The sequence below is a fragment of the Pseudomonas sp. QS1027 genome (assembly GCF_002814235.1).
In the GTDB taxonomy this organism is placed as follows: Bacteria; Pseudomonadota; Gammaproteobacteria; order Pseudomonadales; family Pseudomonadaceae; genus Aquipseudomonas.
The window spans coordinates 24,177-44,068 of sequence record NZ_PHSU01000040.1; the positions used below are offsets into that span (position 1 = coordinate 24,177).

A 19,892-nucleotide genomic window follows, 5' to 3' on the forward strand; every position below is an offset into this window, starting at 1 on the left:
GGGGTACGCCAAATGTTGCAACCAAAGCGTACGAAGTTCCGCAAGCAGATGACAGGCCACAACCGTGGTCTGGCTCAGCGCGGTAGCAAAGTCAGCTTCGGCGAGTTCGCGCTGAAGTCTGTAGCTCGTGGTCGTCTCACCGCTCGTCAGATCGAGTCAGCGCGTCGTGCTCTGACCCGTCACGTAAAACGTGGCGGCAAGATCTGGATCCGTGTGTTCCCGGACAAGCCTATTTCCAAAAAGCCCCTCGAAGTTCGGATGGGTAAAGGTAAGGGTAACGTGGAGTACTGGGTTGCCCAGATTCAGCCAGGCAAAGTCCTGTATGAAATCGAGGGTGTTACTGAAGAGCTGGCGCGTGAGGCTTTTGCCCTGGCTGCTGCAAAGCTGCCGCTCGCCACCGCTTTTGTTAAACGGACGGTGATGTGATGAAAGCGAATGAACTTCGTGAAAAATCAGCACAGCAGCTGAACGAGCAACTGCTCGGCCTGCTGCGCGACCAGTTCAATCTGCGTATGCAGAAAGCAACTGGCCAGTTGGGGCAGTCTCACCTGCTCTCGCAAGTTAAGCGCGACATCGCTCGTGTGAAGACTGTGCTCAACCAGCAGGCAGGTAAGTAATCATGGCTGAAGCCGAAAAGACCGTCCGTACGCTGACTGGCCGTGTTGTCAGCGACAAAATGGACAAGACCATCACCGTTCTGATCGAGCGTCGCGTCAAGCACCCGATCTACGGTAAATACGTTAAGCGTTCGACTAAGCTGCACGCGCACGACGAAACCAACCAGTGCCACATTGGCGACAAGGTCACGATTCGTGAAACTCGTCCGATGGCCAAGACCAAGTCTTGGGCGCTGGTTGATGTTCTCGAACGCGCTGTGGAAGTCTAAGGGCTAGGGGTCGGAGAAATTATATGATTCAGACTCAATCCATGCTCGATGTGGCCGATAACAGCGGCGCTCGCCGCGTTATGTGCATCAAGGTGCTGGGTGGCTCGCATCGTCGTTACGCTGGTATCGGTGACATCATCAAAGTAACCGTCAAGGAAGCAATTCCGCGCGGTAAAGTGAAGAAAGGCCAGGTGATGACTGCTGTTGTAGTCCGCACTCGCCATGGTGTTCGTCGTGCTGACGGCTCCATCATCCGCTTTGATGGCAACGCTGCTGTTCTGTTGAACAACAAGCAAGAGCCGATCGGCACCCGTATCTTTGGGCCAGTGACCCGTGAACTTCGTACTGAGAAGTTCATGAAGATCGTCTCGCTCGCCCCAGAAGTGCTGTAAGGAGATCCGACATGCAAAAGATTCGTCGTGACGACGAGATCATCGTGATCGCCGGCAAAGACAAAGGTAAGCGCGGTAAGGTGCTTAAGGTTCTCGCTGATGACCGTCTGGTCATCGGTGGTCTGAACCTGGTCAAGCGTCATACCAAGCCTAACCCGATGTCGGGCGTACAGGGCGGTATCGTCGAAAAAGAAGCGCCACTGCACGCTTCCAACGTCGCCATTTTCAACGGCGAAACCAACAAGGCTGACCGCGTTGGTTTCAAAGTAGAAGACGGCAAAAAAATTCGTGTCTTCAAGTCGACCCAAAAAGCGGTTGATGCTTGAACACTGCTAGGTAGAAGACCATGGCACGACTGAAAGAGATTTACCGGAAGGAAATCGCTCCGAAGCTTAAGGAAGAACTTAAGCTGGCGAACGTGATGGAAGTTCCGCGCATTACCAAGATCACCCTGAACATGGGTCTGGGCGAAGCGATCGGTGACAAGAAAGTCATCGAGCACGCTGTGGCTGACCTGGAGAAGATCACCGGCCAGAAAGTCGTTGTGACTCACGCTCGCAAATCCATCGCTGGCTTCAAAGTCCGCGAAGGTTGGCCGATCGGTGTCAAAGTGACCCTGCGTCGCGATCGTATGTATGAGTTCCTGGATCGTCTGCTGTCGATCTCCCTGCCTCGGGTTCGCGACTTCCGCGGCCTGAATGCCAAGTCCTTCGACGGTCGTGGCAACTACAGCATGGGCGTGAAAGAGCAGATCATTTTCCCGGAAATCGATTACGACAAGATCGATGCTCTGCGCGGTCTGGACATTACCCTGACCACCACTGCCAAGAACGATGATGAAGGTCGCGCATTGCTGCGTGCTTTCAAATTCCCGTTCCGCAACTGATTGGAGTAGGAAAATGGCCAAGAAGAGCATGAAAAACCGTGAGCTGAAGCGTCAGCTCACCGTTGCCAAGTACGCCACCAAGCGTGCAGCACTGAAAGCTATCATCGTCGATCTGAACGCAAGTCCAGAAGCACGTTGGGAAGCTTCGGTAGCCCTGCAGAAGCAGCCACGTGACGCAAGCGCCTCGCGCATGCGTAACCGCTGCCGCATCACTGGTCGTCCGCACGGCGTTTACCGCAAGTTCGGCCTCGGCCGTAACAAGCTGCGTGAAGCGGCCATGCGTGGTGACGTACCAGGTCTGGTTAAAGCCAGCTGGTAAGCCATACCGCCCAAGTCGTGGTGGTCGGACTCGCAAGAACCGACCATCGGTGACCTTGAGTATGAATCAAGCCCCTTTTGGGGCTTGATTCATTTCTGGGGTGTGTCTAGAATGACCGGCTCGCCTGAGCCTGCACTTTTTACGTGTGGAGATACTCGGCGACAGTTGTAGCCGCAAGGCTAATTCTTTTTGTATCAGGAGCGTCTAGCCCATGAGTATGCAGGACCCGTTAGCGGACATGCTAACTCGAATCCGTAATGCCCAGATGGCTGAAAAGTCCGTCGTAAGCATGCCGTCTTCCACGTTGAAGGTGGCTGTAGCAAAAGTCCTGAAGGACGAAGGTTACATCGCGGGTTATCAGATCAGCAGCGAAACCAAGCCGTTGCTATCCATCGAGCTGAAATACTTCGAAGGCCGTCCGGTCATCGAGGAAGTGAAGCGCGTTAGCCGTCCAGGCCTGCGTCAGTACAAGTCCGTTGAAGATCTGCCGAAAGTTCGTGGCGGTCTTGGCGTGTCTATCGTCTCCACCAACAAAGGTGTGATGACGGATCGTGCTGCGCGCGCTGCCGGTGTCGGCGGCGAAGTTCTTTGCACTGTGTTCTAAGGGGGGATAAGCATGTCTCGCGTCGCTAAGAACCCCGTTAAGCTGCCAGCCGGTGTCGAAGTCAAATTCGCAGGCCAACAGCTTTCGGTGAAGGGTGCCAAGGGTACTCTTGAACTGAACATCCATTCGTCCGTTGAGATCGTTGAAGAAGCTGGTGAGCTGCGTTTCGCTGCTCGCAATGGCGATCAACAAACTCGCGCAATGGCCGGTACCACGCGTGCGTTGGTAAACAACATGGTCCAAGGCGTAAGCCAAGGCTTCGAGCGCAAGCTCCAGCTGGTCGGTGTTGGTTACAAAGCGCAAGCAAAAGGCACGGTTTTGAACCTGGCCCTTGGCTTCTCGCACCCAGTGGATTACGAACTGCCGGAAGGCATCACCGCTGAGACCCCTAGCCAAACCGATATCCTGATCAAGGGCATCGATAAGCAGCTGGTAGGTCAGGTGGCCGCTGAGATCCGCGACTTCCGTCCACCAGAGCCGTACAAAGGCAAAGGTGTGCGCTACGCGGACGAAGTCGTCCGTCGTAAAGAAGCCAAGAAGAAGTAGGGCATAGCAAATGACCGACAAAAAAGTTACTCGACTGCGTCGCGCTCGCAAAGCACGCCTGAAAATGCACGAACTCGAAGTCGTGCGTCTCTGCGTGTTCCGCTCTTCGCAGCACATCTACGCCCAGGTCATTTCGGCCGACGGCAACAAAGTCCTGGCAAGTGCCTCGACTTTGGACAAAGAACTGCGTGATGGTGCCACTGGCAACATCGACGCGGCCACTAAGGTTGGCCAGCTGGTCGCTACGCGTGCTAAAGCCGCTGGCGTCTCGCAGGTGGCTTTCGACCGCTCTGGCTTCAAGTACCACGGCCGCGTCAAGGCGCTGGCTGATGCTGCTCGTGAAGCTGGGCTGGAGTTCTAAGTTATGTCAAATAACGACCAAAAGCGCGACGAAGGCTACATCGAGAAGCTGGTTCAAGTTAACCGCGTAGCCAAAACCGTTAAAGGCGGCCGTATCTTCACCTTCACCGCGTTGACCGTGGTAGGTGATGGTAAGGGCCGTGTAGGCTTCGGCCGTGGCAAGTCACGTGAAGTGCCTGCCGCGATCCAGAAGGCTATGGAAGCTGCTCGCCGCAACATGATCCAGGTGGACCTGAACGGTACCACTCTGCAGTACGCCATGAAGTCCGCCCACGGCGCTTCGAAGGTTTACATGCAGCCTGCTTCTGAAGGTACCGGTATCATCGCTGGCGGCGCTATGCGTGCTGTCCTCGAAGTCGCTGGTGTCCAGAACGTTCTGGCCAAGTGCTACGGCTCGACTAACCCGGTAAACGTGGTTCACGCCACTTTCAAAGGTTTGAAAGCTATGCAGTCCCCTGAGTCCATTGCTGCCAAGCGCGGCAAAACTGCAGCGGAGATCCGTTGATCATGGCAACTGTAAAAGTAACGCTGATCAAAAGCATGACCGGCCGCATCCCTAACCACAGACTGTGCGTTAAGGGTCTGGGTCTGCGTCGCATCGGTCACACTGTAGAAGTCCTGGATACTCCCGAGAATCGCGGGATGATCAACAAGGCTTACTACATGCTGCGTGTAGAGGGTTAATCGATGAAACTCAATGATCTGAGTCCAGCGCCGGGTTCCCGTCGCGAAAAGCATCGTCCGGGCCGTGGTATCGGTAGCGGTTTGGGTAAGACTGGTGGCCGCGGCCACAAAGGTCAGACCTCCCGCTCCGGTGGCACCATTGCTCCAGGCTTTGAAGGCGGCCAACAGCCGCTGCATCGTCGCCTGCCGAAGTTCGGTTTCGTTTCCCTGAAAGCCATGGACCGCGCAGAAGTGCGTCTGTCCGAGCTGGCCAAAGTGGACGGCGACATCGTCACCGTGCAGTCCCTGAAAGATGCCAGCGTGATCAACCAGAACGTACAGCGTGTGAAAATCATGCTGTCGGGCGAAGTGACTCGCGCAGTAACTATCAAGGGCATCGCAGCCACCAAAGGTGCGCGTGCGGCTATCGAAGCAGCTGGCGGCAAGTTCGAGGAATAAATGGCTAAGCAAGGTGCTCTCTCAGCGCTCAGCAAAGGCGGGTTATCCGAGCTCTGGGCTCGACTGCGTTTTCTATTCCTGGCGATTATCGTCTACCGGATAGGCGCGCACATCCCAGTTCCTGGTATCAACCCGGACCGGCTGGCGGACCTGTTTCGACAGAATGAGGGGACCATTCTTAGCTTGTTCAACATGTTTTCCGGCGGCGCGCTGGAGCGGATGAGCATCTTTGCACTGGGGATCATGCCGTACATTTCGGCATCGATCATCATGCAACTGATGAGCGCCGTCAGCCCGCAGCTGGAGCAGTTGAAGAAGGAAGGTGAGGCTGGTCGTCGTAAGATCAGCCAATACACCCGCTATGGCACCGTCGTCCTGGCACTGGTTCAAGCCATTGGCATGTCCATTGGCCTGGCTAACCAGGGCGTCTCGTTTAGTGCTGGCTTCAGCTTCCATTTCGTTGCGGTGTCCACTTTTGTGGCCGGCGCGATGTTCATGATGTGGCTGGGTGAGCAGATTACCGAGCGCGGTGTTGGTAACGGTATCTCGATGTTGATTTTTTCGGGTATCGTCGCCGGTCTTCCGAGAGCAATCGGGCAGTCTTTCGAGTCTGCACGTCAGGGCGATATCAACATCTTCGCGCTGGTTGCCATCGGTTTGCTGGCAGTAGCGATCATCGGTTTCGTGGTGTTCATTGAGCGTGGCCAGCGTCGTATTGCTGTTCACTACGCCAAGCGTCAGCAGGGCCGCAAGGTCTTCGCTGCGCAGACCAGCCACCTGCCGCTGAAAGTGAATATGGCCGGTGTTATTCCTGCTATCTTCGCGAGCAGCATTTTGCTGTTCCCGGCTTCGCTGGGTGCCTGGTTCGGTCAGTCTGAAGGTATGGGCTGGTTGCAGGACATCTCGCAGTCGATCGCTCCTGGTCAGCCGTTGAATATTCTGCTGTTTAGTGCAGGGATTATTTTCTTCTGCTTCTTCTATACGGCGTTGATGTTCAATCCGAAAGACGTAGCGGAAAACCTGAAGAAGTCCGGTGCCTTTATTCCGGGTATCCGTCCAGGCGAGCAGTCAGCGCGCTACATTGATGGCGTTCTGACCCGTTTGACCATGTTCGGTGCTCTTTATATGACGGCCGTGTGCTTGCTGCCCCAGTTCCTGGTGGTTGCGGCAAACGTTCCGTTCTACCTTGGCGGGACCTCGTTGCTGATCGTGGTCGTGGTTGTGATGGACTTCATGTCCCAAGTACAATCGCACCTCGTTTCGCACCAGTACGAATCCCTGATGAAGAAAGCCAACCTGAAGGGTTACGGCAGCGGCATGCTGCGCTGACCCATAAGGTTCGAGGAGTTGGTGATGAAAGTTCGTGCATCGGTGAAAAAGCTGTGCCGTAACTGCAAGATTATTCGCCGCGAAGGTGTGGTTCGAGTAATTTGCAGCGCGGAACCGCGTCACAAACAGCGCCAAGGCTGAGTGTGATCTGCTTGAAGCCCAGCAGCTAGTGCGCTGCTGGGTTGATTATTTGTTATTACAGCGATATTATCTCGCGCCCTATTTCTTGGCTTCCGGGGCGTAGGTAGCTGTCAATTGGAGTCCCACTGAATGGCCCGTATTGCAGGCGTTAACATTCCAGATAACAAGCACACTGTTATCTCGCTGACCTACATCTATGGTGTTGGTCGCACTACTGCACAGAAAATTTGTGCAGTGACTGGGGTCAACCCAGCCGCAAAGATCAAGGATCTGAGCGACGAGCAGATTGAACAGCTGCGTGGCGAAGTGGCGAAGTTCACCACTGAAGGTGACCTGCGTCGCGAAATCAACATGAAAATCAAACGCTTGATGGACCTGGGCTGCTACCGCGGTCTGCGCCATCGTCGTGGTCTGCCAGTACGCGGTCAGCGTACCAAGACCAACGCGCGTACTCGCAAAGGTCCGCGTAAGCCGATCCGCAAGTAATCGCACCAGCGAATCGACAGGAATCTAGTCATGGCAAAACCTGCTGCTCGTCCTCGTAAGAAAATTAAAAAGACAGTGGTTGATGGCATCGCCCACATCCACGCGTCTTTCAACAACACCATCGTGACCATTACCGACCGTCAAGGTAACGCTCTTTCTTGGGCTACCTCCGGTGGTTCGGGTTTCCGCGGTTCCCGCAAGTCCACCCCGTTCGCTGCTCAAGTAGCTGCTGAACGTGCTGGTCAAGCTGCGCTGGAATACGGCCTGAAAAACCTCGACGTCAACGTCAAAGGTCCAGGTCCAGGTCGTGAGTCCGCTGTCCGTGCATTGAACGGCTGTGGCTATAAGATCGCCAGCATCACCGACGTGACGCCAATCCCGCACAACGGGTGCCGTCCGCCGAAGAAGCGCCGCGTGTAATCCAGGAGATTGTAAAGAATGGCTCGTTACATTGGTCCAAAATGCAAACTGGCTCGTCGCGAAGGCACCGATCTCTTCCTGAAGAGCGGCGTGCGCGCTATCGAATCCAAGTGCAACATCGAAGCAGCACCTGGTATCCACGGCCAACGCCGCGGTCGCCAGTCCGACTACGGCACCCAACTGCGTGAAAAGCAGAAGGTCCGTCGTATTTATGGCGTTCTTGAGCGTCAGTTCAGCGGCTACTACAAAGAAGCTGCCGGCCGTAAAGGCGCAACCGGTGAAAACCTGTTGCAACTGCTCGAATGCCGTCTGGACAACGTTGTATACCGTATGGGTTTTGGCTCGACTCGTGCCGAATCCCGTCAACTGGTATCGCACAAGTCGATCAGCGTTAACGGCAAAACCGTCAACGTCCCGTCCTACCAGGTTCGTGCTGGTGACGTGGTAGCTATTCGTGAGAAAGCTAAGAATCAACTGCGCATTGTCCAGGCTCTCGATCTGTGTGCCCAGCGTGGCCGCGTAGAATGGGTAGAAGTGGACACTGAGAAGAAGTCGGGCGTTTTCAAGAACGTGCCTGCTCGCAGTGACCTCTCCGCCGACATCAACGAAAGCCTGATTGTCGAGCTCTACTCCAAGTAAGGGCTAGAAAATAGGTGCATCCATGCAGATTTCGGTAAATGAGTTCCTGACACCCCGTCACATTGACGTGCAGGTTGTCAGTCCAACCCGCGCTAAGATCACCCTCGAGCCTCTCGAGCGTGGTTTTGGCCACACCCTGGGCAACGCGCTGCGCCGCATCCTGTTGTCCTCAATGCCAGGCTGTGCAGTAGTCGAGGCCGAGATTGACGGTGTGCTCCACGAGTACAGCGCCATCGAAGGTGTACAGGAAGACGTCATTGAAATCCTGTTGAACCTTAAAGGTCTGGCTATCAAGCTGCACGGCCGTGACGAAGTTACGCTGACCTTGTCGAAGAAGGGTTCGGGGGTGGTTACCGCTGCCGATATTCAGCTGGATCATGATGTCGAGATCGTTAATCCCGATCACGTAATCGCCAACCTGGCGTCTAACGGCGCCTTGAACATGAAGCTCACCGTAGCTCGTGGTCGTGGTTATGAACCAGCAGACTCGCGTCAGAGCGATGAAGACGAAAGCCGCAGCATCGGTCGCTTGCAGCTCGACTCTTCGTTCAGCCCGGTTCGCCGTATCGCTTACGTGGTGGAAAACGCCCGTGTCGAGCAGCGTACCAACCTGGACAAACTGGTTATTGATCTGGAAACCAACGGTACCCTGGATCCTGAAGAGGCTATCCGCCGCGCTGCAACCATCCTGCAACAGCAGTTGGCTGCGTTCGTCGACCTCAAAGGTGACAGTGAGCCAGTGGTTATCGAGCAAGAAGACGAGATCGATCCGATCCTGCTTCGCCCGGTTGACGATCTGGAACTGACTGTACGTTCGGCCAACTGCCTTAAGGCGGAAAACATCTACTACATCGGCGACCTGATTCAGCGTACCGAAGTAGAGCTGTTGAAGACTCCGAACCTGGGCAAGAAATCCTTGACTGAAATCAAGGACGTTCTGGCCTCCCGCGGTCTGTCCCTCGGCATGCGCCTCGACAACTGGCCGCCTGCAAGTCTTAAGAAGGACGACAAGGCGACTGCCTGATCGTCGTAATCACCGAACGTAGTGTTTGGTAAGGAATGAACCATGCGTCATCGTAAAAGTGGTCGTCACCTGAGCCGCACCAGCTCGCACCGCAAGGCCATGTTTCAAAACATGGCGGTGTCGCTGTTCGAGCACGAGCTGATCAAAACGACTCTGCCAAAAGCCAAAGAACTGCGTCGCGTTGCTGAGCCGCTGATCACTCTGGCCAAAGTAGATAGCCTGGCTAACCGCCGTCTGGCTTTCGACCGTACTCGTTCGAAAGCTATCGTTGGTAAGCTCTTCAACGACCTGGGCAAGCGTTACGCTACCCGTGAGGGTGGCTACCTGCGCATCCTCAAGTGCGGTTTCCGCACTGGCGACAACGCGCCTATGGCGTACGTCGAGTTGGTTGATCGTGCTACTGCCGGCGAAGCTGTATCTGCCGAGTAAGACGTCAGTCTGAAACAAGAAACCGGGCCTAGTGCCCGGTTTTTTGTTGTCTGCTATCAAGCAAATATCGTTCGATAGCGTATTTCTATGAATGACAATTACTTAATGAATTTGTCCCCCGTCATATTCATGGTCAATACTCCCTCTCAGCCGATTAGCCGGCAGCACCAAGACCGAGAGAGGAAGGACAAGCATGAGCCAGAACAAAACGCTGACCACCGCCAGCGGGGCGCCCGTTGCGGACAACCAGAATTCCCGTTCCGCCGGCCCCCGTGGCCCGCTGCTGCTCGACGACTTTCACCTGATCGAGAAGCTCGCTCACTTCAACCGTGAAAACATCCCCGAGCGCCGTGTACACGCCAAAGGCTCGGGTGCCTACGGCACCTTCACCGTTTCCAGGGACATTACCCAGTACACCAGCGCCAAGCTGTTCGAATCCGTGGGCAAGCAGACCCCGACCTTCCTGCGCTTCTCCACCGTCGGTGGCGAGCGTGGTTCGGCTGATACCGAGCGCGATCCACGGGGCTTCGCCCTGAAGTTCTACACCGAGGAAGGCAACTGGGACATCGTCGGCAACAACACGCCGGTGTTCTTCATCCGCGATCCGCTGAAATTCCCCGACTTTATCCACACCCAGAAACGCCTGCCGCAAAGCAACCTGAAAAGCGCGCAGATGATGTGGGACTTCTGGTCGCACTCGCCCGAGGCGTTGCACCAGGTCACCATCCTGTTCTCGGACCGCGGGATCCCGGACGGCTACCGTCACATGCACGGCTTCGGCAGCCACACCTACAGCCTGATCAACGCCAAGGGCGAGCGTCACTGGGTGAAATGGCACTACAAGACCAAGCAGGGCATCAAGAACCTGGCGCCGGCCGAGGCGGCACGCCTGGCGGGTAGCGATCCTGACTATGCCCAGCGCGATCTGTTCGGCGCCATCGAGCGCGGCGACTTCCCGAAATGGAGTGTGTGCATCCAGATCATGACCGAGGCCCAGGCCGAGGGGCATTACGAGAACCCCTTCGACGTGACCAAGACCTGGTCGCAGAAAGAGTTCCCGCTGATCGAAGTCGGTGAACTGGAGCTCAATCGCAACCCGCTGAACTACTTCGCTGAAGTCGAGCAGGCGGCATTCGGTCCGAGCAACATGGTGCCGGGTGTTGGCCTGTCGCCGGACCGCATGCTGCAAGGCCGGGTCTTCGCCTATGCTGATGCCCACCGCTACCGTGTCGGCACCAATCACCAGCAACTGCCGGTGAATGCCCCGCGCAGCCCGGTCAACAGCTACCAGCGTGACGGCTCCATGGCCTTTGGCAGCAACGGTGGCGCTGCGCCAAACTACGAGCCCAACAGCTACGTCGAAGCGCCCAAACAGGCTCCTCGCTACGCTGAGCCGGCGTTGGCCCTCAGTGGTGCGGCGGATCGCTACGATCACCGCGAAGATACCGACTACTACAGCCACGCGGGTGCGTTGTTCCGCCTGATGAGCGCCGAGCAGAAAGCGCTGCTGATCAGCAATATCGCCGGTGCGATGTCCGGTGTGTCCAGCGATGTGGTCGAGCGTCAGTTGCAACACTTCTTCAAGGCCGATCCGGCTTACGGGACCGGTATCGCCAACGCTCTGGGCGTAGTGCTGAACTAAGTCTAAACGAGAAGCAGAACCGCCCTCACTTAGGGCGGTTTTTGCGTTTTTTCGGCTACTTTTCTCTGAATATCTTCACTTTGTTTGCGTTTTTCCAGTGACCTTACGGTCAGCTTGGTTCAAAATACAGACTTTCAAGCAGGGAGATGTAGGGCTATGCAAGGTAACCAGGTCGTAGTCGATTACCTCAACACGTTGCTGACTGGTGAACTGGCGGCTCGTGATCAATATTTCATCCATTCGCGGATGTATGAGGACTGGGGCTTCAGCAAGCTCTACGAGCGCATCAATCACGAAATGGAAGAAGAGGCACAACACGCCGATGCGCTGATGCGCCGGATCCTGATGCTGGAAGGTACGCCGCGCATGCGCCCGGACGACCTGGACATCGGGACCACGGTGCCTGACATGTTCGCCGCCGACCTGCGCCTGGAGTACAAGGTGCGTGCCGCGCTGTGCAAGGGCATCGAGCTCTGTGAAGTGCACAAGGATTATGTGACCCGCGAGATCCTGCGCCAGCAGTTGGCCGATACCGAGGAGGATCACACCTACTGGCTGGAGAAGCAGTTGGGCCTGATCAAGTCCATCGGGTTGGAGAATTATCTGCAATCGCAGTTTTGAGAATGGCCGCTGCTGCGCAGCGGATCGCCAGCAAGCCGGCTCCTACAGTTTTGCGTTCACCGCAGAGGTGTCGCCATACCTGATCCTTGTAGGAGCCGGCTTGCTGGCGATAACGATTTCAGCCCCAATGAAAAAGCCCCTGTCATCACCCAATGACAGGGGCTTTTTCATTCCATAGGGTTACGCCCGATCGCGCAGCAACAGCGGCTTCAGGTAATGCCCGGTATGGGACTGCGACATCTCCGCAACCTGCTCCGGCGTGCCAACGGCAATGATCTGCCCGCCCTTGGAACCACCTTCAGGCCCAAGATCCACCAACCAGTCGGCGGTCTTGATCACGTCCAGGTTGTGCTCGATCACCACCACGGTATTACCGTGGTCGCGCAGGCGGTGCAACACGTCCAGCAACTGCTGGATATCCGCGAAGTGCAGGCCGGTGGTCGGCTCGTCGAGGATATACAGGGTCTTGCCGGTATCGCGCTTGGACAGCTCGCGGGACAGCTTGACCCGCTGCGCCTCACCACCGGACAGGGTGGTCGCCGATTGCCCCAGCTTGATATACGACAGGCCCACATCCATCAGCGTCTGCAGCTTGCGCGCCAGGGCCGGCACCGCGTCGAAGAACTCCCGCGCCTCCTCGATGGTCATCTCCAGCACCTCGTGGATGCTCTTGCCCTTGTACTTGATCTCCAGGGTCTCGCGGTTGTAGCGCTTGCTCTTGCACACGTCGCACGGCACGTAGATGTCCGGCAGGAAGTGCATCTCCACCTTGATCAGGCCATCGCCCTGGCAGGCTTCGCAGCGCCCGCCCTTGACGTTGAACGAGAAGCGCCCCGGCCCGTAACCCCGTGAACGGGACTCCGGTACGCCGGCGAACAGCTCGCGGATCGGCGTGAACAAGCCGGTGTAGGTGGCCGGGTTCGAACGCGGGGTACGACCGATGGGGCTCTGGTCGATATCCACCACCTTGTCCAGGTGCTGCAGGCCGTTGATGCTGTCGTGGGCCGCAGCCTCCAGCGTCGTCGCGCCATTCAGTGCGGTGGCGCTGAGGGGGAACAGGGTGTTGTTGATCAGCGTCGACTTGCCGGAACCGGACACGCCGGTCACGCAGGTCAGCAGGCCCAGCGGGATCTCCAGGTCGACGTTGCGCAAGTTGTTGCCACGCGCGCCCTTGAGGGTCAGCACCTGCTTCTTGTTGCGCGGCGTGCGCTTGACCGGCACTTCGATCTTCACGCGGCCGGACAAATACTTGCCGGTCAACGAATCAGGGTGGGCCATGACCTCGGCCGGTGTGCCTTCGGCGACGATATGTCCGCCATGCACACCGGCACCCGGGCCGATGTCGACCACATAATCCGCCAGGCGGATCGCGTCTTCATCGTGCTCGACCACGATCACCGTGTTGCCGATGTCGCGCAGGTGCTTCAGGGTGCCGAGCAGACGGTCGTTGTCCCGCTGGTGCAAGCCGATGGACGGTTCATCGAGGATGTACAACACCCCGACGAGACCGGCGCCAATCTGGCTGGCCAGACGAATCCGCTGCGCTTCGCCGCCGGACAGGGTGTCGGCGCTGCGATCCAGGGACAGATAATCCAGGCCGACATTGACGAGGAACTGCAGGCGCTCACGGATTTCCTTGAGAATCTTGTCGGCGATCTCTCCGCGACGACCTGTCAGCTTCAGCACGCCGAAGTATTCGCAGGCATCGCCGATCGGCAGGTTGGTCACTGCCGGCAGGGTCTTCTCGCCCACCCATACGTGCCGCGCCTCGCGACGCAGGCGGGTACCACGACAATCCGGGCATGGCTGGGTGCTGAGGAACTTGGCCAGCTCTTCACGCACGGTGGCCGATTCGGTTTCGCGGTAGCGACGCTCCAGGTTCGGCACGATGCCTTCGAACGGGTGGGAGCGCTTGACGATATCGCCGCGATCGTTGAGGTACTTGAAGTCGACGTTCTGGCTGCCGCTGCCTTGCAGGAGAAGCTTCTGCTGGTCCGCCGGCAACGTGTTGAACGGCACTTCCAGGCTGAAGCCGTAATGAGAGGCCAGCGACCCGAGCATCTGGAAGTAATAGACGTTGCGCCGGTCCCAGCCGCGTATCGCGCCTTCGGCCAGGGTCAGTTCGCCATTGACCAGACGCTTGATGTCGAAGAACTGCTTCACCCCCAGGCCGTCACAGGTCGGACAGGCGCCAGCGGGGTTGTTGAAGGAGAACAGCTTGGGTTCCAGCTCGCTGATGGCATGGCCGCAGATCGGGCAGGCGAAGCGCGCGGAGAAGATCATCTCTTCGCCGGGTTCGTCGTCCATCGGCGCCACCAGGGCGATGCCGTCCGCCAGCTTCAGCGCGGTCTCGAAGGACTCGGCCAGACGCTGTTGCAGATCGCCACGGACCTTGAAGCGGTCGACCACCACATCGATGGAATGCTTCTTCTGCTTGTCGAGCTTGGGCACTTCGTCCAGCTCGCAGAGCCGGCCGTTGACCCGCGCGCGGACAAAACCTTGCGCCCGCAGCTCTTCAAACACCGACAGGTGCTCGCCCTTGCGCTCGCGGATCACCGGCGCCAGCAGCATCAGCTTGGAGCCTTCGGGCTGGGCCAGCACCAGGTCGACCATCTGGCTGACGGTCTGGGCTTCCAGCGGGATATCGTGGTCCGGGCAGCGCGGGGTGCCTACGCGGGCATACAGCAGACGCAGGTAGTCGTAGATCTCGGTGATGGTACCGACTGTCGAGCGCGGGTTGTGCGACGTCGACTTCTGCTCGATGGAGATCGCCGGCGACAGGCCTTCGATGGTGTCGACGTCGGGTTTTTCCATCATCGAGAGGAATTGCCGGGCATAGGCCGACAGCGATTCCACGTAACGGCGTTGCCCTTCGGCGTATAAGGTGTCGAAGGCCAGGGACGACTTGCCGGACCCGGACAAGCCGGTGATCACGATCAGCTTGTCCCGGGGCAGGGTCAGGTCGATGTTCTTCAGGTTGTGGGTTCGAGCCCCACGAATCAGGATCTTGTCCAAGATGGCCTCGCACGGCGGGCGGTAAACGCAAGAGTATAAGGCTAAATACTGGATGGATGCACACTATCGGACGACAGTATTTCAGTCTTGCATGACAGCTCGCGACAAAGCGTCGCCATGTATCCCCTCTATCGATGGGACTGGTAGAATCGCCGCCGGTTCACACGAGGTTTTTCCATGCACGATCCCCACAGCGAACGCATGAGTGGCAGCGAGACCCGCGCGGCAAGCGGTCTGGCCCTGGTGTTCGCTTTCCGTATGCTTGGCATGTTCATGGTGTTGCCGGTTCTGGCTACTTACGGGATGGATCTCGCGGGGGCGACACCGGCCCTGATCGGCCTGGCCATCGGCGCCTATGGCCTGACCCAGGCGGTATTCCAGATTCCCTTCGGGATCATTTCCGACCGCATCGGCCGACGCCCGGTGATCTACCTCGGGCTGGTGGTTTTCGCCCTGGGCAGCTTGCTGGCGGCCAACGCCGATTCGATCTGGGGCGTGATCGCCGGCCGGGTCCTGCAGGGCGCCGGGGCGATTTCCGCGGCGGTCATGGCACTGCTCTCGGACCTGACCCGCGAACAGCACCGGACCAAGGCCATGGCGATGATCGGCATGACCATCGGTCTGTCGTTTGCCGTGGCGATGGTGGTAGGTCCCTTGCTGACCCGGGCCTTCGGTCTGTCGGGATTGTTCCTGGCCACCGGCGGCATGGCGCTGCTGGGGATCCTGATCATCGCCTTCATGGTCCCGCACTCCACCGGTCCGTTGCAGCACCGTGAGTCCGGCGTGGCCCGTAAGGCGCTGTTGCCGACCCTCAAGCATCCCGACCTGCTGCGCCTGGACCTGGGCATCTTCGTCCTGCACGCGATGCTGATGTCCAGCTTCGTTGCCTTGCCCCTGGCCCTGGTGGAAAAAGCCGGGTTGCCCAAGGAGCAGCACTGGTGGGTGTACCTGACCGCGCTGCTGATTTCCTTTTTCGCCATGATCCCGTTCATCATCTATGGCGAGAAAAAACGCAAAATGAAACGAGTTTTACTCGGCGCCGTGACGACCTTGATGCTCACTGAGCTATTCTTCTGGGAGTTCGGCGACAGTTTGCGGGCCCTGGTGATTGGTACCGTGGTGTTCTTCACCGCGTTCAATCTGCTGGAAGCTTCCTTGCCGTCGTTGATCAGCAAGGTTTCACCGGCGGGCGGCAAGGGCACGGCGATGGGGGTGTATTCCACCAGCCAGTTCCTCGGTTCCGCGCTCGGCGGGATCATGGGCGGCTGGATGTTCCAGCATGGCGGTTTGTCGGCGGTTTTCCTTGGATGCGCCGGTCTGGCTGCACTCTGGCTGGCCTTTGCTGTTACCATGCGCGAACCTCCCTACGTGACCAGCCTGCGCGTGCCGTTATCGCCTGAAGCGATCCGCGAAGCCGGTCTGGTCGAGCGTCTCAAGGCGATCGTAGGGGTAACCGATGCAGTCGTGGTGGCCGAAGAGGCTGCCATTTACATCAAATTGGACACCGAATTGTTGGATCGCACGACCCTTGAGCGCCTGGTCAATGACCCGGCGCCCCAAGCGTGCGAAGCCTAGGAGAACGTTATGGCCCGTGGGGTTAACAAAGTCATATTGGTCGGCACGTGCGGCCAGGATCCTGAGGTTCGCTTCCTGCCTAACGGCAACGCCGTGACCAACCTGAGTCTGGCGACCAGCGAACAATGGACCGACAAGCAAACGGGTCAGAAGGTCGAGAAGACCGAGTGGCACCGTGTGTCGATGTTCGGCAAGGTCGCCGAGATTGCCGGCGAGTACCTGCGTAAAGGTTCGCAGGTCTACATCGAAGGCAAGCTGCAGACCCGCGAGTGGGAAAAAGACGGTATCAAGCGTTACACCACTGAAATCATCGTCGACATGCAGGGCACCATGCAGCTGCTGGGCGGCCGTCCACAACAGGGCGACCAACAAGGCGGCGGCTACGACCAGTCCGCGCCACGCCAGCAGGCTCCACGTCCGCAGCAGGCTTCGCGCCCACAGCAGTCGGCCCCGCAGCAATCGCGCCCGGCTCCACAGCAGGCCGCACCGCAGCCGGCTCCGGATTTCGACAGCTTTGATGACGATATTCCGTTCTGAGGAACCGTAGAGACTTCTTTGTAAAGTTTCTTCAGGAAGCCCCCGCATTGCGGGGGCTTTCTTGTTAGCAAGACCCGTCGGTGCTGGGGGATTGATTAAATGGTTGGCTAAGGCGCCCGACGGGCTAATGCCATTCAGCTAAGGCCGAGTACCGTCCCTGCGTGAACCGGGTTGCCGACAATGGCGTCCGCAAGGTCGCAACCGGAACAGAAACACGATTCTCAGAAAGGCAAAAGCCCGGTTGTTAACCGGGCTTTGCAGGTCCCTCTAGGGGGATAAAACTTAAGTGCCTCAAGGGCTACGTGAAAAATTTTATGGCTGGTTGACGCTCATGTCAATTTTCTTTGAGCAATGCCCCAGCGTTTACAGCTTTTATTACGGCTTTCTGAATGAGAGTCACCACCTCCCGGGATAGCACTTGCTCCAGGTGCCCACGCATAGCCCTGGGCTTGAAGAGGCGTTGTTTGCTGACCTGTTCAATGAGGTCGGCTTTTGCCCACCTGGTTTGTTGCTTAAAGTAAGGCAGCTCGTCTATCAGCTCGCTCCCCAGCTCGACATGCAAACCACGGCTGAGCTTCCCCATGTCCTTTGTTGTCGACAGCGGCACGACTATGCAGGCATTAGGGTCAATCCGCGCATTTAGCACGACAACCAAACGGTTCTTGATCATTTCTGGCTTCAAGCGATAGTCGTAGCTCTTGAAAACCATGTCACCGTCTTCATCGTACTGGTAGTCCCCATAGTTGCACTCCAGAATCTGCCCTATCTTGGGTTCAAATCTAATAGCCATCAACAGTCCTTAACATGGGGCACCGCCAGGTCGACATGATGCTCCAGCTCCACGCTGTCTGAGCGAAGCTGGATCTCCAACTGGGTGCCGTTCGGCGTTGCGCAACCTGTGATGCTCGGGGCGATACATTTCTGGTACGTAGCCAAAACTTTGATGCCCAGTCTCAGGGTGCAGAATGAAGTCGTCTTGATGAAGGTCTTCTGTATAGACCGAGGATGCGATTGGGGAGTGGGGTTTTGACACCTGGCGCTCCCTGGCGGTGGCTTTATTGTGCCAAGGCTCTGGGCAGCCCTTGTGGAGGTGTCCACTAGGTATGCGACACGTGGCGAAAGCGCTAGTCAAAAGCCCGTGGCTATTAATGTCACGGGCTTTTTTATTGCCTGTTATTACCCGCTTACACCGACGCCCCGTGCAACATCCCCTGAGTCAAATCATCGATGACCGCCTTGCCCATCTCGCCAAGGTAATGCGATGCCCAGGCATAGCGTTCGCCATCGCTTTCCAGAGCGGCATCGAGGGAGAGTGCTTTGGCGCAATAGAGCAGAAGAGACGCGTGCTCCATGGCTTCCAGAATGGGAACGCCGGGGTTTACGCGAAATAGTTCACGACCTTGGGAGCCGCACTGGGAGAAGGTGATGACGCCGAGGGTCTTGATGTCGGTGTGATCGCTCATCGCACACCTCCGGCATCAGTCATGAAATGAGGATGTTTCTGACTGTTGAATGTTGAGAGGGCAGTGAGATTTACGAGCGTACTGAAAGCCTGCATGGATAAAACTCCCGTATCAAAGTGAGAGCTACCACGTTCGTTACCAAGCGAATGGGTGGCAGCTGTGCGCAGGTTGGTAAACCGGAGATACAGGAACCCGGCAGGACCGAAGCCCTCCCACGCACAGCCGCCATTGCACGAAAAATGCGGGCACAAAAAAACGCCTGCAATCGTGATTGGGCGCTGTTGGCGCCTGTATCTGGTCGGGTTACCAAGCCCGGTCGCTGAATTGATAGCGACAGGGAAAAGGTAGCGCGCACGATGAGTCACTGCAATGTGACTGGCGGGGGGTATTTAAGTCGAAAAGTTTCAACTGGCATAGAGGGTTGTCCAGCGATCTTCTACTCACTCACTTCCCGCGAAGCCTTCCCCAGGGTTTCCCACAGCTCGCGCATAGTCGGGTTCTGATTAGCCAACGAACAATAGGCACGAATCTCCAGTCCCGTGCTCCATTCATTGCCCCCGGCTTTTACCAGCTGTCCGCTATCCACGGCCGGAGCGGCCGCGCTCTGCGGTAGCCAGGCCACGCCATACCCTTCGATGGCCATCTGCATCAGCAACATGGTCATGTCGGCCTCGTAGCAACGGGTCAGTTCGCAGGGCGTGGACGCGTTCTTGAGGATCAGGTCGGCCACGCGTCCGAGAAAGGTCGTGGCGGTGTACGCCAGGTAGGGAACCGATTTACCAGCCTTTCCGGGCAGTCGATACAGCGGTTTGCCGCCACGGTCCGGTGCACAGAACGGCAGAAAGGCGTCCCGGCCCAGAGGCAGGCTGGCGAACTTGTCGGCGTCGATCAGGATCGGCGCCTGGGGGTGGTGGTAAACGATCATCAGGTCGCAATTGCCTTCCGCCAGGGCAATCACCGCGTCGTGGATATTCGCCGCGACCACCCGCACGTTGAACGGCTCATGGTGCTTTTGAAATTGCGCCAGCCATTTGGGCAGGAAGGTGATCGACAGGCTGTGGCCCGCCGTGATCTGAATCGAACGCCCAGGCATCTTTTCGTCCTGGCGCAGAGTCGAGCGCAATTCCAGCAGTGCCGCCAGCGCCTCGCGGCCTTGTTCGCAGAACAGTTGGCCGGCTTGAGTCAGTTGCACCGGATAGGTGCCGCGGTCGACCAGCTGCGCTCCGACCCAATCTTCCAGTGAGCGAATACGCCGGGACAGCGCCGATTGGGTGACGCAACGAACCTCGGCGGCCCGGGAGAAATTCTTGTGTTGCTCGATCGCCAGGAGATCGTCCAGCCACTTGATTTGCATGCTGCCCACCTCGGTCGCGGTGATCACGAGTCTACGTCAGCGCCTGTCGGGCTTCGCCGGATTTTTCATAACTATTCCAAAAGCGCATCGGGTGATGGCGAT

28 protein-coding genes are annotated in these 19,892 nt (G+C 57.6%); 24 read left to right on the forward strand and 4 right to left on the reverse strand.

From position 1 onward, the window contains the following. The first annotated feature begins 12 nt into the window (after nt 1–12). The 22 genes from rplP (at nt 13) to bfr (ending at nt 11,846) form a co-directional block, all read left to right on the forward strand. Nucleotides 13–426: a 50S ribosomal protein L16 gene (rplP, locus tag CWE01_RS30865; protein WP_003232424.1), complete on the forward strand. Its 414-nt coding sequence runs from the start codon at nt 13–15 to the stop codon at nt 424–426. Then, the gene (gene rpmC / locus CWE01_RS30870; protein WP_002555481.1) at nt 426–617 is read left to right on the forward strand and encodes a 50S ribosomal protein L29; all 192 of its coding nucleotides are present in this window, start codon (nt 426–428) and stop codon (nt 615–617) included. The genes rplP and rpmC overlap by 1 nt, the downstream gene beginning before the upstream one ends. A gap of 2 nt (nt 618–619) precedes the next feature. Next, on the forward strand, nt 620–886 hold the full coding sequence (gene rpsQ, locus CWE01_RS30875) for a 30S ribosomal protein S17 (protein WP_003194644.1): 267 nt from the start codon (nt 620–622) through the stop codon (nt 884–886). 23 nt (nt 887–909) lie between these two features. Continuing rightward, on the forward strand, nt 910–1,278 hold the full coding sequence (gene rplN / locus CWE01_RS30880; RefSeq protein ID WP_002555479.1) for a 50S ribosomal protein L14: 369 nt from the start codon (nt 910–912) through the stop codon (nt 1,276–1,278). Between the two features lie 11 nt (nt 1,279–1,289). Further along, a complete protein-coding gene (rplX, locus tag CWE01_RS30885) occupies nt 1,290–1,604 on the forward strand; it encodes a 50S ribosomal protein L24 (RefSeq protein WP_071553151.1) in 315 nt (104 codons plus the stop codon). Nucleotides 1,605–1,624: 20 nt separating this feature from the next. Further along, nucleotides 1,625–2,164 (forward strand): 50S ribosomal protein L5, encoded by a 540-nt coding sequence (rplE, locus tag CWE01_RS30890; protein ID WP_040071276.1) that lies wholly within the window; start codon nt 1,625–1,627, stop codon nt 2,162–2,164. A gap of 13 nt (nt 2,165–2,177) precedes the next feature. Continuing rightward, entirely contained in the window at nt 2,178–2,483 is a 306-nt protein-coding gene (gene rpsN / locus CWE01_RS30895; RefSeq protein ID WP_100944356.1) for a 30S ribosomal protein S14, read from the forward strand. A 211-nt stretch (nt 2,484–2,694) separates the two neighbouring features. After that, the gene (rpsH, locus tag CWE01_RS30900) at nt 2,695–3,087 is read left to right on the forward strand and encodes a 30S ribosomal protein S8 (RefSeq protein WP_003228724.1); all 393 of its coding nucleotides are present in this window, start codon (nt 2,695–2,697) and stop codon (nt 3,085–3,087) included. Nucleotides 3,088–3,099: 12 nt separating this feature from the next. Continuing rightward, nucleotides 3,100–3,633 carry a 50S ribosomal protein L6 gene (gene rplF / locus CWE01_RS30905; protein WP_003176412.1) on the forward strand — a complete coding sequence of 178 codons (534 nt, stop codon included), beginning with the start codon at nt 3,100–3,102 and terminating at the stop codon, nt 3,631–3,633. A 10-nt stretch (nt 3,634–3,643) separates the two neighbouring features. Then, complete coding sequence (gene rplR, locus CWE01_RS30910; protein WP_003186037.1) at nt 3,644–3,994, forward strand: 50S ribosomal protein L18; 351 nt, start codon at nt 3,644–3,646, stop codon at nt 3,992–3,994. Between the two features lie 3 nt (nt 3,995–3,997). Continuing rightward, nucleotides 3,998–4,498 (forward strand): 30S ribosomal protein S5, encoded by a 501-nt coding sequence (gene rpsE, locus CWE01_RS30915; protein WP_100944357.1) that lies wholly within the window; start codon nt 3,998–4,000, stop codon nt 4,496–4,498. Between the two features lie 2 nt (nt 4,499–4,500). Further along, on the forward strand, nt 4,501–4,677 hold the full coding sequence (rpmD, locus tag CWE01_RS30920; RefSeq protein WP_010438202.1) for a 50S ribosomal protein L30: 177 nt from the start codon (nt 4,501–4,503) through the stop codon (nt 4,675–4,677). Nucleotides 4,678–4,680: 3 nt separating this feature from the next. After that, the gene (gene rplO / locus CWE01_RS30925) at nt 4,681–5,115 is read left to right on the forward strand and encodes a 50S ribosomal protein L15 (RefSeq protein ID WP_100944358.1); all 435 of its coding nucleotides are present in this window, start codon (nt 4,681–4,683) and stop codon (nt 5,113–5,115) included. Continuing rightward, nucleotides 5,116–6,444, forward strand: a complete 1,329-nt coding sequence (gene secY / locus CWE01_RS30930; protein WP_100944359.1) for a preprotein translocase subunit SecY — start codon at nt 5,116–5,118, stop codon at nt 6,442–6,444. Nucleotides 6,445–6,468: 24 nt separating this feature from the next. Then, on the forward strand, nt 6,469–6,585 hold the full coding sequence (rpmJ, locus tag CWE01_RS30935) for a 50S ribosomal protein L36 (protein ID WP_002555468.1): 117 nt from the start codon (nt 6,469–6,471) through the stop codon (nt 6,583–6,585). 129 nt (nt 6,586–6,714) lie between these two features. Further along, nucleotides 6,715–7,071, forward strand: a complete 357-nt coding sequence (gene rpsM, locus CWE01_RS30940; protein ID WP_003186020.1) for a 30S ribosomal protein S13 — start codon at nt 6,715–6,717, stop codon at nt 7,069–7,071. Nucleotides 7,072–7,101: 30 nt separating this feature from the next. Continuing rightward, complete coding sequence (gene rpsK, locus CWE01_RS30945; protein WP_007924177.1) at nt 7,102–7,491, forward strand: 30S ribosomal protein S11; 390 nt, start codon at nt 7,102–7,104, stop codon at nt 7,489–7,491. 18 nt (nt 7,492–7,509) lie between these two features. Next, nucleotides 7,510–8,130, forward strand: coding sequence for a 30S ribosomal protein S4 (gene rpsD, locus CWE01_RS30950; RefSeq protein WP_017123253.1), 621 nt, complete (start codon nt 7,510–7,512; stop codon nt 8,128–8,130). 22 nt (nt 8,131–8,152) lie between these two features. Continuing rightward, nucleotides 8,153–9,154 carry a DNA-directed RNA polymerase subunit alpha gene (rpoA, locus tag CWE01_RS30955; RefSeq protein WP_003176403.1) on the forward strand — a complete coding sequence of 334 codons (1,002 nt, stop codon included), beginning with the start codon at nt 8,153–8,155 and terminating at the stop codon, nt 9,152–9,154. Nucleotides 9,155–9,196: 42 nt separating this feature from the next. Beyond that, complete coding sequence (gene rplQ, locus CWE01_RS30960) at nt 9,197–9,583, forward strand: 50S ribosomal protein L17 (protein WP_100944360.1); 387 nt, start codon at nt 9,197–9,199, stop codon at nt 9,581–9,583. Between the two features lie 193 nt (nt 9,584–9,776). Beyond that, nucleotides 9,777–11,225, forward strand: a complete 1,449-nt coding sequence (locus tag CWE01_RS30965) for a catalase (protein ID WP_100944361.1) — start codon at nt 9,777–9,779, stop codon at nt 11,223–11,225. 156 nt (nt 11,226–11,381) lie between these two features. Further along, nucleotides 11,382–11,846: a bacterioferritin gene (gene bfr / locus CWE01_RS30970; RefSeq protein ID WP_100944362.1), complete on the forward strand. Its 465-nt coding sequence runs from the start codon at nt 11,382–11,384 to the stop codon at nt 11,844–11,846. Between the two features lie 180 nt (nt 11,847–12,026). Here bfr and uvrA read toward each other — a convergent pair whose 3' ends face one another. After that, on the reverse strand, nt 12,027–14,861 hold the full coding sequence (gene uvrA, locus CWE01_RS30975) for an excinuclease ABC subunit UvrA (protein WP_100944363.1): 2,835 nt from the start codon (nt 14,859–14,861) through the stop codon (nt 12,027–12,029). 177 nt (nt 14,862–15,038) lie between these two features. On the opposite strand from uvrA, the gene CWE01_RS30980 reads away from it, so the two are divergent. After that, nucleotides 15,039–16,436: an MFS transporter gene (locus tag CWE01_RS30980; RefSeq protein ID WP_100944364.1), complete on the forward strand. Its 1,398-nt coding sequence runs from the start codon at nt 15,039–15,041 to the stop codon at nt 16,434–16,436. A gap of 9 nt (nt 16,437–16,445) precedes the next feature. Further along, entirely contained in the window at nt 16,446–16,973 is a 528-nt protein-coding gene (locus CWE01_RS30985) for a single-stranded DNA-binding protein (protein ID WP_100944365.1), read from the forward strand. 334 nt (nt 16,974–17,307) lie between these two features. Here the strand turns inward: CWE01_RS30985 and CWE01_RS30990 are convergent, their stop codons facing one another. The 3 genes from CWE01_RS30990 to CWE01_RS31000 form a co-directional block, all read right to left on the reverse strand. Continuing rightward, nucleotides 17,308–17,763, reverse strand: coding sequence for a type II toxin-antitoxin system PemK/MazF family toxin (locus CWE01_RS30990; protein ID WP_100944366.1), 456 nt, complete (start codon nt 17,761–17,763; stop codon nt 17,308–17,310). 394 nt (nt 17,764–18,157) lie between these two features. Further along, nucleotides 18,158–18,436: a DUF3077 domain-containing protein gene (locus CWE01_RS30995; protein WP_100944367.1), complete on the reverse strand. Its 279-nt coding sequence runs from the start codon at nt 18,434–18,436 to the stop codon at nt 18,158–18,160. A 436-nt stretch (nt 18,437–18,872) separates the two neighbouring features. Then, nucleotides 18,873–19,790 carry a LysR substrate-binding domain-containing protein gene (locus tag CWE01_RS31000; RefSeq protein WP_100944412.1) on the reverse strand — a complete coding sequence of 306 codons (918 nt, stop codon included), beginning with the start codon at nt 19,788–19,790 and terminating at the stop codon, nt 18,873–18,875. Nucleotides 19,791–19,892 lie beyond the last annotated feature (102 nt).